The sequence below is a fragment of the Peribacillus sp. V2I11 genome (assembly GCF_030817135.1).
In the GTDB taxonomy this organism is placed as follows: domain Bacteria; phylum Bacillota; class Bacilli; order Bacillales; family DSM-1321; genus Peribacillus; species Peribacillus simplex.
In genome coordinates this window covers 5,377,549-5,391,367 of sequence record NZ_JAUSYW010000001.1, presented here as the reverse complement: position 1 = coordinate 5,391,367, position 13,819 = coordinate 5,377,549, and the positions used below count along the sequence as shown (strand labels likewise).

At 41.3% G+C, this 13,819-nt stretch carries 10 protein-coding genes and 1 pseudogene; 9 read left to right on the top strand and 2 right to left on the bottom strand.

Translation table 11 applies throughout. From position 1 onward, the window contains the following. The first annotated feature begins 4 nt into the window (after positions 1–4). The 5 genes from QFZ73_RS26235 (at position 5) to QFZ73_RS26215 (ending at position 6,678) form a co-directional block, all read left to right on the top strand. The gene (locus tag QFZ73_RS26235; RefSeq protein WP_307272382.1) at positions 5–862 is read left to right on the top strand and encodes a MurR/RpiR family transcriptional regulator; all 858 of its coding nucleotides are present in this window, start codon (positions 5–7) and stop codon (positions 860–862) included. A gap of 32 nt (positions 863–894) precedes the next feature. After that, positions 895–2,265 (top strand): PTS transporter subunit EIIC, encoded by a 1,371-nt coding sequence (locus tag QFZ73_RS26230; protein WP_251431667.1) that lies wholly within the window; start codon positions 895–897, stop codon positions 2,263–2,265. Beyond that, complete coding sequence (locus QFZ73_RS26225; protein WP_307272379.1) at positions 2,262–3,272, top strand: MupG family TIM beta-alpha barrel fold protein; 1,011 nt, start codon at positions 2,262–2,264, stop codon at positions 3,270–3,272. Before QFZ73_RS26230 ends, QFZ73_RS26225 begins: the two co-directional genes overlap by 4 nt. A 213-nt stretch (positions 3,273–3,485) precedes the next feature. Next, a complete protein-coding gene (locus QFZ73_RS26220) occupies positions 3,486–5,426 on the top strand; it encodes a glycoside hydrolase family 3 protein (protein ID WP_307272377.1) in 1,941 nt (646 codons plus the stop codon). A 13-nt stretch (positions 5,427–5,439) separates the two neighbouring features. Further along, complete coding sequence (locus QFZ73_RS26215; protein ID WP_373458982.1) at positions 5,440–6,678, top strand: exo-beta-N-acetylmuramidase NamZ family protein; 1,239 nt, start codon at positions 5,440–5,442, stop codon at positions 6,676–6,678. Positions 6,679–6,807: 129 nt separating this feature from the next. On the opposite strand, the pseudogene QFZ73_RS26210 reads toward QFZ73_RS26215, so the two are convergent. After that, positions 6,808–8,172, bottom strand: a pseudogene (locus QFZ73_RS26210) (IS1182 family transposase). A gap of 457 nt (positions 8,173–8,629) precedes the next feature. Between QFZ73_RS26210 and nagE the strand changes: the two are divergent. The 4 genes from nagE (at position 8,630) to QFZ73_RS26190 (ending at position 12,459) form a co-directional block, all read left to right on the top strand. Beyond that, the gene (gene nagE / locus QFZ73_RS26205; protein ID WP_307272375.1) at positions 8,630–10,105 is read left to right on the top strand and encodes an N-acetylglucosamine-specific PTS transporter subunit IIBC; all 1,476 of its coding nucleotides are present in this window, start codon (positions 8,630–8,632) and stop codon (positions 10,103–10,105) included. Positions 10,106–10,495: 390 nt separating this feature from the next. Further along, positions 10,496–10,924: a DUF1801 domain-containing protein gene (locus QFZ73_RS26200; protein WP_251434615.1), complete on the top strand. Its 429-nt coding sequence runs from the start codon at positions 10,496–10,498 to the stop codon at positions 10,922–10,924. A 57-nt stretch (positions 10,925–10,981) separates the two neighbouring features. After that, positions 10,982–12,025 (top strand): oxidoreductase, encoded by a 1,044-nt coding sequence (locus QFZ73_RS26195; protein ID WP_307272373.1) that lies wholly within the window; start codon positions 10,982–10,984, stop codon positions 12,023–12,025. A gap of 134 nt (positions 12,026–12,159) precedes the next feature. After that, positions 12,160–12,459, top strand: a complete 300-nt coding sequence (locus QFZ73_RS26190; RefSeq protein ID WP_251434609.1) for a hypothetical protein — start codon at positions 12,160–12,162, stop codon at positions 12,457–12,459. 56 nt (positions 12,460–12,515) lie between these two features. Here QFZ73_RS26190 and QFZ73_RS26185 read toward each other — a convergent pair whose 3' ends face one another. Next, on the bottom strand, positions 12,516–13,703 hold the full coding sequence (locus QFZ73_RS26185) for an MFS transporter (protein ID WP_251434606.1): 1,188 nt from the start codon (positions 13,701–13,703) through the stop codon (positions 12,516–12,518). Positions 13,704–13,819 lie beyond the last annotated feature (116 nt).

Genomic DNA, 13,819 nt, shown 5'->3' with positions numbered 1-13,819 from the left:
AGCAATGGCTACAGGAGGATTATCCATCATACAGACGATGTTGAGCAAGCTGCCGCAATCGGAACAAAAACTAGCAGAATATATTCTTCAGAATCCTCATGAAGTTGTGAACAGCACTGTACAGGAATTAAGTACGTCTGCCCAAACAAGCGGGGCTGCTGTTATTAGGTTGTGTAAATCACTTGGAATAAAAGGATTTCAAGATCTGAAAATAAGGATTGCTGGAGATTTGATGAAGACCGTTGAACAGGGCTACCGGGATATCGAGCCTTCCGAATCACTGTATCGGATTGTGGAAAAAACTACGAGTAATTCGATTCAGACCATCCGGGACACATCTGAAATTATTGATCACGATAATCTCAAACATGCAATAACGCTGATGCTGAATGCTAAAACCGTCCACTTTTGCGGTGTGGGTGCTTCGAATATAGTTGCTGCTGACGCTCAGCAAAAATTACTTCGCATCAATAAAGGGGCAACGGCTTTTACAGATATGCATTTAGTTGCAACCCTGATTGCAAATGCAGATGAAAATGACATCGTTTTTGCCATTTCATTCTCTGGGGAAACACCAGAAGTTGTCAATATTCTGAAGCTGGCAAAAGAACGTGGGGTCAAGACGATCGGGCTGACTCATTTTGGTCAAACAACGGTATCTTCTTTGTGTGACGCCACACTGTATACATCCTTTTCGAACGAAGCACCGTTTCGAAGTGCAGCAACATCCTCACGATTGGCGCAATTATATATGATTGACATTTTGTTTTTGGGGATGGCTTCAGAGCAATATGAAGAGACTGTCCAATATATTGATAACACCAGGTCTGCCATTAAATCGATGACAGATCGATATAAATAATTAATGCTAGATTTGACAAAGGGGGCTATTGAATGGGTAAGGGGGATAAGTACGCCAGTTTAGCAGAAGAGTTATTGGGGAAATTGGGTGGGGCATCTAATGTTGCCGATGCTGCACATTGTATGACCAGACTAAGGGTACTGCCAATCGATCGTTCGAAAGTAAAAATGGAAGATATAAAAAATACGGAAGGCGTTTTTGGCGTCATTGAAGAGGAAACGATACAAATCGTCCTCGGGCCAGGCGTGGTGAACAAGGTTCATACAGAATTTGAAAAGCTTCTGGAGGAATCTTCTGGCGAATTGAACCTAAAAGAAGTAGCCTCGAAGAATAAATCAGAGATCGATAGGAAAAACGCAAAACCGTTTAAACTTTTTTTACGCAGGATTGCAAGTATTTTCATCCCTTTAATTCCTGCCTTAGTGGCATCAGGTTTGATTACCGGTATTACAAAAGCAATCGTTCAAGCGGGCTGGCTTGCTGCAGAATCGCAATTAGCCATCATTTTAACCGTTATCGGATCGGGGCTGTTTGCCTACTTGGGGATTTTGGTTGGGACCAATGCAGCAAAAGAATACGGTGGATCACCTGCACTTGGTGCACTTGCAGGCATCTTGGTCATCAACCCGGCCGTCGGCGACATTTCATTGTTCGGTGAAAATTTGCTCCCTGGCCGCGGTGGGTTGATAGGAGTCCTCTTTGCAGCTATTTTCATAGCCTTGGTGGAAAAACAGGTCAGGAAATTCATTCCTCAATCACTGGATATCATTTTGACGCCAACCATCGCTTTACTCATTACTGGGATTGTCACTTACATTGTATTTATGCCGGTAGGAGGGTTTTTATCGGATGCCATTACGACTGGGTTATTGAATGTATTGGATTTCGGTGGTGTTGTAGCTGGATTCGTGCTTGGTGCGGCCTTCCTCCCTCTCGTCATTACTGGTTTACATCAAGGTTTAACGCCTGTCCATCTAGAATTGATCAATTCGATTGGTGATGATCCACTGCTTCCCATTTTGGCGATGGGTGGCGCAGGCCAAGTGGGAGCGGCATTTGCCATCTATATGAAAACGAAGAAAGCAAGTCTGAAGAGAGCTATCGGAGGAGGCCTTCCTTCCGGGATGCTTGGTATCGGTGAACCCCTTATATTTGGAGTGACGCTGCCATTGGGCCGGCCTTTCTTAACTGCATGTTTAGGTGCGGGAGTAGGTGGAGCATTCCAAGCTCAATTCGGAATCGCAACGTCGTCCATCGGCGTGTCCGGACTGCCGCTTACCTTTTTAGTTCATCCAAACCAAATCGGACTGTTCCTCGCTGGGTTGTTCATTTCCTATATAGCAGGATTTATTTTTACGTATTTGTTTGGATTCAAAGATGAAATGGCGGTTGAATTCAAGTGATTGGAATCTCTTTTTATCTACAAGACCCGCGTGCAGAAACACAAATCATCCATGCTGCTAACATGGGAGTGAAGAAAGCATTTACCTCGCTTCATATTCCTGAAGAAAAGGGTGATCTAGTGAGGGGGATGATCAGGCTTTTAAAGCTCTCAGAGGCCTATGGAATGGAAATCCATGCAGATGTCTCTTTAAATACGCTTGATCATTTGGGGATTAGCAAATTTACGGATTTATGGCCATTAGGTATTAAAGGTATTCGCCTTGATGATGGGTTTGATAAAGAAACGATCATATCTTTATCGAAGGTGTTTTCACTCTCACTAAATGCAAGTACGTTGAATGAAGATGAACTTTTAGCCGTGCTTGGGGGCGGTGTGGAACCGGAAAGGTTAATAGCTTGGCACAACTTTTATCCAAGGCTTGAAACGGGACTTGAGGAAGAATTCTTTCATGAACAAAATCGAATGTTCAAGAAATACGGCATACCGATCTTTGCTTTCATCCCGGGTGCAGGAAGTAAACGCGGTCCTCTTCATGAGGGTCTTCCAACGCTTGAAAAACACAGGTTGATGAATCCTTACGCTGCCGGTATTGAGCTGCTTCAGCATGTGGAAGGAGTTTACATTGGAGATCAAGGAACGGAGAATAATCTGCTTGAGAATCTGATCGCTTATAAAAATCTAAATATTCTAACTGTTAGAATGGAATCCAACCTCTTACAAAGCGGGCAGTATAAATTGAGGCCAGATGTTTCTCAAGATGTTTTCCGGCTGCAGAATACACGGGTTAAAGAAAATGTTGAGCCGAGTAATACAGTTGCACGAAGCCTTGGATCCATAACGATGGACAATGATGCTTTCGGAAGATATCGGGGAGAGGTTCAAATTTGCAAGAGGGACCTAGGTGCAAATCACCGAGTTAATGTGATAGGGAGAGTTATAGAAGAAGATATTCCCTTGCTGTCCCTTCTAAAGCCTGGCCAAACGATAAAACTTATAATTGAGTGACCAATTGGGCTCCATGAATCAATTATACAGGGATAATAAATGGATATATTTCATGAAGGCTTGAAAAAGAGGCGGCTTCTGGGATTCCCGATGCTGCCTTGATTTCTTTATAGGGTCTATATAGTTCATTTCCATTCATTTTTATCTCTTCATGGAAGTGGATATGGAATTGTTGCTTACAGAACTAAAAAGTATACAAGGGAGGAAGCCTAAATGATAAAAAGGATATGTGCCCCTGCTGGAATCGCATTATTCTTGGTTTTATCCATTCTGGGAGGAAATGCGACAGCAAAAGGATCAGAGAATGAAAAATCAGTATCGGATATTCAGGAAATCGTAGAGAACATGACAATCGATGAAAAAGTTGGTCAAATGCTCATGCCGGATTTTCGTAATTGGCAAAAACAAGGAGAAGCGAAAGCGACCGGGTTTATTGAAATGAACTCAGAAGTTGCAAGCATCATCAAAAAATATCATCTTGGCGGTGTGATTCTGTTTGCTGAGAATGTAGTCGATACCGAACAAACGGTTCGGCTCACCGATGGTTTGCAGATGGCAAGCCCGGAACTTCCGCTGTTCATAACGATTGATCAGGAAGGAGGAATCGTAACTCGCCTTCAAACTGGAACGAACCTTCCTGGTAATATGGCACTTGGTGCAGCCAGAAATGAGAGTTACGCTTATCAATCTGGAGAAATCATAGGCAAGGAACTGTCGTCACTTGGCATAAATGTCAATTTCGGGCCGTCTGTCGATGTCAATAATAATCCCGGAAATCCTGTCATTGGCGTTCGTTCCTTCAGTTCTGATCCGGAACTTGTATCAAAGCTTGGCATTCAGACGATAAAAGGATTGCAAAATCAGAACATGATAGCGACGACCAAGCATTTCCCAGGCCACGGAGATACAGCAGTCGATAGTCATTATGGTCTCCCCCTTGTTTCTCATGATAAAGAACGTTTGCGCTCCATCGAGTTGGTCCCTTTCCAAAGGGCCATCGATGCTGGAGTTGATATGATGATGACTGCACATGTTCAATTTCCTGCATTCGATGACACTACGTATATCAGTAAAAAAGACGGTCAAGAAATTATGGTTCCTGCAACGTTGTCACATAAGGTCATCACGGGTCTATTACGAGAAGAAATGGATTTTGACGGTGTTGTGGTTACAGATGCTTTGAATATGAAAGCCATCGCGGACAACTTCGGACAGGAAGAAGCTGTGGTACTTGCCCTGAAATCTGGTGTTGATATTGCATTGATGCCTGCACAGGTTAATTCGCTTCGAATGGAAAATAATATAACCTCTGTATTCAATGCAGTGAAGGCAGCAGTGGAAAGCGGGGAAATTCCTCTAGGTCAAGTCAATCAATCTGTAACGAGGATACTTGAACTGAAAGTGAAAAGAGGGATATTAAACCCTGATTATACTCCGATCGATAAAAAAATCGAAACTGCGCTTCAAGTGGTCGGGAATGAAGATCATTTGAAAAAAGAAAGGAAAATCGCGGAAGAAGCCATCACTCTATTGAAAAATGAAGACAAAACGTTGCCTTTCAAACCTAAGAAAAATGATAAAGTTTTAATTCTTGCTCCTTTTGATGACCAGGTTGAATCCATGTCCAGGAGCATCAGCGAACTAGCTGATAAAAAGAAAATAAAGAAAGTCCAGATAACGGGTATGAGTTTTTCAGGAAAGTCATTTACAGATCAAGTGGCCAGACTCATTGATGAATCGGACTTTGTCATAACTGGTTCCTATATTGTCAAAAACGATCCGGCTGTCAATGATGGAGTGATAGATGATAGCATTCAAGATTGGTCGAAGTGGGCAACCGCCTTCCCTAGGGCGGTCATGAATCATGCTAAGAAGAGAGATAAAGAATTTGTTTTAATGAGTTTAAGAAACCCTTATGATGTTGCAAACTTTGAAGAAGCGAAAGCGGTTCTTGCTGTTTACGGGTTCAAAGGGTATTCGAATGGGCGTTATAGACAGCCAAATATCCCGGCAGGCATCTCGACCATTTTTGGAGGATCAAAACCTAAAGGCACGTTGCCGGTCGATATACCATCAGTAACGAAGCCCAATGAAAGCCTTTATAGATTTGGATATGGATTAGATATTAAATCTGGAAGACCCATTAAAAAATAGGGAGGGAAGCAATTTGAAAAGAATGATGATCCTATTTACCATTTGTCTTTTGACTTTTGGAATCGTTTCCTCAAAAAGTGTAACCGCTGTTAAAGAGAAGAAAAAACAAAAGGTCAGTCCCGGTATTGAAGTTCTTTTAAAAGAAGAAAAGAACGTGTTAAGCGGAAAGAAAGTCGGCTTGATTACGAATCCAACTGGCATCGATTCAAAATTAACCAGCATCGTCGATTTACTTAATGATGATCCGGATATTAATTTGACAGCGTTATTTGGTCCTGAACATGGAGTGCGTGGAGACGCGCAAGCTGGTGCAAGCGTTGAATATTATATTGATGAAAAAACAGGGTTACCCGTTTATAGCTTATATGGCAAAACGAAAAAACCGACGCCAGAAATGTTAAAGGATGTTGAGGTCCTTGTTTTTGATATCCAGGATGTCGGAACACGTTATTACACTTATATCTACACGATGGCTTATGCAATGGAAGCAGCCAAAGAAAATGATATCCCCTTTATCGTGCTTGACCGGCCGAATCCACAAGGCGGGGAGTCGGTAGATGGGCCGGTACTTGAACCCGAATTCTCATCGTTTGTTGGTTTGTACCCAATACCGCTTAAGCATGGGATGACTGTTGGGGAACTAGCGACTTTGTTCAATAAGGAATTTAAAATTGGTGCAGATTTAAAGGTCATCAAGATGAAAGGCTGGAAGCGAGATATGGATTATGACGATACTGGCCTCCCTTTTGTCTTGCCGTCACCGAATATGCCGACAGTTTCCACTACGTTCGTATATCCGGCTACAGGCTTGATCGAGGGAACGAATGTCTCGGAAGGCAGAGGAACGACTAAACCATTCGAGTTGATTGGTGCTCCTTATATAAACAGTGATGAGCTTGCTGGGAAATTAAATGCGTTAAGGTTACCTGGTGTAAAATTCAGGGCAGCCTCCTTTACGCCTACATTCTCAAAACATGCAGGTAAACTTAGCCACGGAGTGGAAATTTATATAACTGATAGAGAGGAATTCAAGGCTGTCCCTACTGGACTTCATATCATCAAGACCATTCAGGATCTATATCCTGGTGATTTCGAATTCCTTGCAGCCAATAATTTCAATTTATTGATTGGCAATGGCTGGATAATGTCAAGAATCGAAGAAGGTTCATCAGTAAATGAAATCATGAAAGAATATCAAGTAAAGCAGGATGCTTTTAAAAAGCTTCGCAAAAATTACTTGCTCTATAAATAAGTGAAAAAAGAAAAGTCCGGTTGGACTTTTCTTTTCAGTTTGTAGACAAAAGGGGTTCGGAATTAAAAAATTCTGAACCCCTTTTGAAATTCCCTTTGAATTTTCTCCTAAAGTTAAGAGATTGGGGCTCTACGAGCCCACTATGTTAGGCCATTTTTGACCTCGCCATGTCCAATTGGCCATCTTCTTTAAATTAATGGCAGCGAAAGTAAGCATCGCCTGCATCGACAATTTTTTAAGTCCCCTTAAAGTAGTCCAACGCATACCATGCTTTTCTTTTGCATCTGCGAATACACGCTCAATCGTTTCTTTACGTTTTGCATATATAGGTTTTACATCTTGATGATGACGCAGATGATCTGCTTCTTCCACATGTGTTTGCCAGATATGCCGTGTCACCACTTTTTGACAGTCTTTGCTTTCTGTACACCGAGATAAAAATGAGCATGTTGTACAAATTTGTTTTGGCGATTTGTACTCGCGATAGCCCTCTTTATTTGTTGTTGAGTACTTTAAAGTTTCGCCCGAAGGGCAAAGGTAACAATCAAAATGTTCATCGTATACATAGTCCTGTTTGCGGAAAAATCCTTCTTTGGTGCGAGGACGTGTATAAGGTAAAGCCGGTATGATTTCTTTGTTAAATAGGTAGCTTGTAATCGCTGGTGTTTTATAAGCTGCATCTGCGGCAACGGCTTCCGGTTTTCCAACTTTCTCAATCACTTGTTCAACTAGTGGCTCTAAGATCTGACTGTCATGTGTATTTCCAGGTGTTACAATCGTTCCCAATACAAAACCGTTGCGGTCTGCGGCCGCGTGGAATGAATAGGCAAACTGTTTTGTTCGTTCATCTTTCACATAGTAGCCACTCTCAGAATCCGTTGTACTTTCTTTAATCTCTTTGGTCTCTTCTTTATCAAATTTATCTGGTGGAAAAGGCTTTTTTCCATGGTTTTCACGATCTTGATTTGAAGACGTCCTTGATACGCTCGTGTTTCTTTACGAACGATTTTCTTTTCAAATTTCCGTTTATTCGCACTGGCTTTCACATGTGTGGAATCCACGAAAACGTGTTCAGCACTTATTAACTTTTTTATAAGAAGCTGTCATTAAAATGCGATAGAAAATCTGTTCAAATAGGTCTGTATCTTTAAAGCGTCGCTCATAATTTTTCCCGAACGTAGAGAAATGAGGTACTTTATCATGGAAACCATAGCCTAAGAACCAACGGTAAGCCATATTGGTTTCAACTTCTTCAATCGTTTTACGCATGGAACGAATACCGAAGGTATATTGAATGAAAGTCAGTTTAACTAAAATAACTGGATCAATACTTGGGCGTCCTACCTCTGAATACATATCTTTCACCAAGTCATAAATGAAAGTGAAGTCAATGGCAGCCTCCATTTTACGAACCAAATGGTTCGGTGGCACCAGTTGATCTAAAGTAATCATTTCAAGTTGATCTCGCTGAATAGAATCATGTTTAGAAAGCATCCTCATCACTTCAAGTTTTAATACTTCTATTTTAAAACAAAAATGACTCCAGGCAAAAGTGTTCTATCTAAAAGGTAAGACAAAGTTGATTGGAACGGAAGGTACGAGACTCCTGCGGGAAAAGCGCGTCTAGGGGAGACCCCGCAGGCGAAAGCCGAGGAGGCTCCCCGACCGCCCGCGGAAAGCGAGTGCCTGGAGTGGAAATCAACGTCCAAATTGTACAAGCCATAAAAATAGACAAACTCGATTTTCATCGAGTTTGTCTACAGTCTGAAAAGAAAAGTCCGGTTGGACTTTTCTTTTTTTATGAACTTTCGAAGGAGGAGTAAATCGCTAAGACTTTATTCCAGAATATAGTCAAATTTATAAATGAAATGAAGTTCTAAAATGTAAGGAACCGTTGTCTAATAGAATATGGGGTTTGCCCTAAATCAGTAATTGTCAGGAGGAAAGCGGAATGAAAAAATATCTTCAAAAAATTGGACGTTCCTTGATGCTGCCAGTAGCCGTATTGCCGGCAGCCGCCATTTTAATGGGGATTGGTTATTGGATAGATCCAGCAGGATGGGGAGCGGGAAGTCCGTTAGCAGCTTTCTTAATAAAAGCGGGATCTTCGATCATTGACAATATGGCTATCTTGTTTGCTGTTGGAGTGGCGTTGGGGATGTCGAAAGGAAAAGATGGAGCCGCCGCTTTGAGCGGGCTGGTAGCCTATCTAGTCATAACGACATTGCTTTCCACGGACTCGGTAGCGATGCTGCAGGGGATTGATGCAAAAGATGTAAATCCAGCATTTGAGAAAATAGAAAATGCATTTGTGGGAATCCTCTCGGGTCTTCTAGCGGCAGCTATGTATAATCGGTTCAGTAAGGTCGAACTGCCGGATGCATTCGCTTTCTTTAGCGGTAAACGCCTTGTTCCGATCCTTACTGCGGTTGCCATGTTACTGGTTTCTCTTATATTATTCTTCGTATGGCCACTCATTTACTCCTGGTTAGTTATATTTGGGGAAGGAATAAGTGAACTAGGTGCTGCTGGAGCAGGACTCTACGGATTCTTCAATCGGCTTTTGATACCAACAGGTTTACATCATGCGTTAAACTCCGTATTCTGGTTCGATGTAATAGGACTTAACGATATCGGTAAATTCTGGGCTGGAACAGGAATAAAAGGAACCACAGGCATGTATCAAGCCGGATTCTTTCCCGTCATGATGTTCGGTTTACCGGCTGCGGCTCTTGCCATGTACCATTCGGCAAAATCACGGAAGAAAAAACAAGTGGCCTCACTAATGCTCGCAGCCGGTTTCGCTTCATTTTTCACAGGCGTTACTGAACCGTTGGAATTTGCTTTCATGTTTGTTGCACCAGCCCTATTTGTTGTGCATGCCTTATTAACGGGAATATCGTTAGCTATTGCTGCGACTTTCCAATGGACAGCAGGGTTTGGTTTTAGTGCAGGATTCATAGACTTTGTTTTAAGTTCAAGATTGCCATTGGCAAATGAACCTTATATGCTACTTCTTCAAGGACTGGCTTTTGCTGTCATCTACTATTTCTTATTCCGATTCTTGATAACAAGGTTTAATTTAATGACTCCCGGCAGAGAAGATGATACAGAAGATGAGCTTGATGGCGGAGGAGCGATTGCGGAAGCAGACAACAGTCAAGGCGGGAATAATGAGAGTAAATTCTTTGGAATGGCTTCCGTTATTTATGAGGGATTAGGCGGAGACGCCAACGTAACATCTGTAGATAACTGCGTAACCCGATTAAGGGTTGAGGTGGAGAATATGGGAGCTGTCGATCAGAATAAAATCAAATCAACAGGGGTTGCTGGAATCAATATCGTGGGTCCCCAAAGCATTCAAGTCATCGTAGGGACACAGGTACAATTCATAGCTGATGAAATTGAAAAGATCCGGCGGCAATAGGTCTGGATAAACTGCATTTTGCCTTTTTAATGCAACTGATACACTAAAAATCTACGATCAGAATTATATTTTCTGATCGTAAGATTTATATGATAAAGTACTGATTTTAAACGCGCAAAAGATTTATCTTTATAAACTCTGCTCTTAAAATAGAATAAAACGAATCAATGTTCTATAATATATAAGGGTATCGAATGAAGGATTTGCCATGAATCTTGGAGAATTAGTAATGAAGCTCGTCCGCCAATCATTTGAATAGTTAGGAATTCAGCGGTAATGAAGGCTGTATACATACACGTCAATCTAAAAACACGATCATATAGTGTACTAAGTTTTGAGCAAGGGATATCTTTTGCATTTTTCAAACTTTTAGTATGGGAGGTTCCGGTCATGTATAAACAAAAAACAAAAGAAACTGACAGTAGTGTCATTGAGTTCATTGAGAACGTCGATAATCCAAAAAAGCGTGAAGATGCATATGAATTATTGGATGTTTTCACCAAAACGACAGGTTATGAGGCAAAGATGTGGGGACCGAGCATCATTGGGTTCGGTATCTATCATTTTAAATATGAATCAGGTCACGAAGGCGATGCTCCTCTGGTAGGCTTTTCCCCTCGAAAAGCTAAAATCAGTTTATATTTCTCTCCAGGGGATAAAAAAAGGGAAGAATTGTTACAGGCATTTGGAAAACACACTTCCGGAAAAGGGTGTGTGTACATCAATAAAGTGGCAGATATCGATATTAATGTATTGAAAGAATTGATTAACCAGTCTGTCAAGTTTTTGAGAGATACGTACCGCGACAATGAAATATAGAACGTATGAGCAGTTTATAATTGTTTAAGAGGAAGAAGAAAGCGAGTGGGAACGAGAATGAGAAAAATTAAAGTGGGCATAGTTGGGTACGGATTGTCAGGAGCTACTTTTCACGCGCCATTACTAAGTGTTTTAGGGCAGTTTCAAATAGTGAAAGTTGTCAGCTCCAATAAGGAAAAAGTCCAAAAAGATTTGAAAGATGTGGAAGTGGTAGGTAGCATAGAGGAAGTTCTTGAAGACTCGTCCATTGATTTGGCTGTTATTACGACACCGAGTGGATTGCATTATGACATGGCCAAGCAAAGCTTGTTAGCAGGGAAGCATGTCATCCTCGAAAAGCCGATGGTAGTGGAAGCTTGGGAGGCAGAGGAACTCATTAAGATTGCCGAGGAAAAGAATCTTCTATTAAGTGTCTATCATAACCGGAGATGGGATAATGACTTTTTGACTGTGAAAAAACTTATGGTTGATGGAGTGCTTGGGGAAATCAATACATACCAGGTCCATTATGATCGTTACAGGCCTGTGGTCAGGGATAGATGGAGGGAAAAACCAGGCCCGGGATCAGGCATGCTTTATGATTTAGGATCACATCTCATCGATCAAGCACTGCATTTGTTTGGATTGCCGCAATTCGTTTGGGCAGATGTATTTTCCCAAAAAGAAAATGCAGAAACGGATGATTATTTCCATGTGATATTAGGATATGAAAAGCTAAGAGTTATCTTGCATTCAGGCTCAATCGTTCCGTATAATGGACCGCGGTATCAGGTGCATGGAAGTAAAGGGTCATTTATCAAATACGGTCTTGATTGCCAAGAGGCGGCCCTAAGTGAGGGTAAAAAACCGGTGAATGACTCTTGGGGTGCAGATGATCCCGAATTCTATGGAAAGCTGGTTACGGTTGAAGGAGAAAATGAGATACATGAAACCATTGAAACACTGCATGGATCTTATTTAACGTATTACCAGTCAGTTGCCGATAGTATATTGAGCGGGAAAAAGGCTCCAGTCACTGCCCAAGAGGGGTTATCGGTCATTAGAATCATTGATGCGGCTTTTGAAAGTAGTGAAGGGAAAAAAGCCGTTTATATTAAATGAAATTCATTTTCCCCTTTTAATAATATGAAATGAGAAAAACTGAATGATAAGCGGCCTTATTCTCAGAAATAAGGCCGCTTTTTATTTTGGTCAAATAAAATCATTAACTTAAGGAACAAATGGAGCAACTACTCGTGAATTCGAACATTACGCAAGGTTTTGTGTCATTTACACATGAATATGGAGCAAATACTCAAGAGTTTGAAGCGTTACTCGTGAGTTTGAGCCATTTACTCGTGAAATTGGAGCAAATACTCGTGAGAATCCTACATTTACTCGTGAATTTGAAGCGTTTACTCGTGAATTCGAATGTTACGCAAGATTTTGAACTGTTCTGCATGAATTTGAAGCATTTACTCGTGATTAAACTGTTTTGGAGGATCTCGATTACAAGAAGAAAGGAAATAAAAATCATAATGAAAACCCCCGAATAACGGCTGCTACTCGGGGGTTTCATCAAGGTATAAAACTTGAAATGCCTTTTTAAGCTCTAGGATAATGCCTTTGCATGAAGAGATCGCTTTTGCCAAGCCATGGTAATCATCAAAGTAATGAATAAGAGGAAAAGGCCCAACATGAACGGGTAGGTAATGTGGACATCATACATCATTCCGGCAAGTGTAGGTCCGAGCACATTTCCGATGCTCATATACGCATTATTCATACCCATTGCAAAGCCCTGCTCATTCCCTGCCATCTTGGAAATCAGTGTGTTAAGAACTGGACGTAAGATGGAGGTGGAAAGGAAGATGATCAGTGAAATTAAAAAGAAAATCAGGTAACTTGAAGCAAAAAGTGATAGGAGGAAACCGATGGCCGCAACACTGATAAAGATATTCAGTACATTCACTTCCCCGAAACGCTTTACAATCCGGTCGACGACAAACAGTTGTACTATTACACTGACGATACCGGTGGCTGTAACCATGACGGCGATGTCCTTAGGACTTGAATTGAATTGATTATCAAGATAAAGACCAATTACAGATTCATATGCCATTAAGCCAAAGCTCATTACAAGAGTAATGATGAGTGGGATGAAATAGGGCATTTTCACGGATAAAGCAATCTTCCGAACCATCGTTTCAGTTTTTGCATCCATGGAATGAGTAACCTTTGCCGTTTCGCTTTCTTTTAAAACAAAAATCGAAAATACCACAGCTGATAGGGATACCAGCGCAGAAATCAAAAAGGGAAACTTCAAGCCAAAGTCAGCTAAAAAACCTCCAATTCCTGGACCGACTACAATTCCCAGGGACATGGCGGCAGATACTAAACTATTGCCTTTTGCACGTTGATCAAATGTGGTGATATCGGCTACATAAGCAAAAATTGCGGGGATAAGCAATGCTGCCCCAATCCCACCAATGATACGTGAAGCATATAATAACCAAATGGAATTGACTGCATAAAAAATAAACATGGATAATGTCAAACCGACCAATCCATAAATAATCATTTTTCTGCGCCCGAATTGGTCAGTCCATTTTCCGGCAATTGGCGAAAAAATAAGTTGTGCACCTGCGAAAATGGCAATCATTAGGCCAGCGGCGGTTCCGCCTTGATTAATGGAGGCCAGGTATGCTGGTAAAATGGGAATGATGATACCGAAACTACCTATTGCTATAAACATATTGATCATAAGGATAATGATCTTTTTACGTTGTTCTGCTGACATGGACAGCCTCTCTCTCTCTTTAAAAATCAATAACCAATTTAGTTCGCATGGTTAATTTTTTGATACGTTAATTATGTTATAGTTTTAGATAGATAGTGTCAATAAGAAAGGATTGT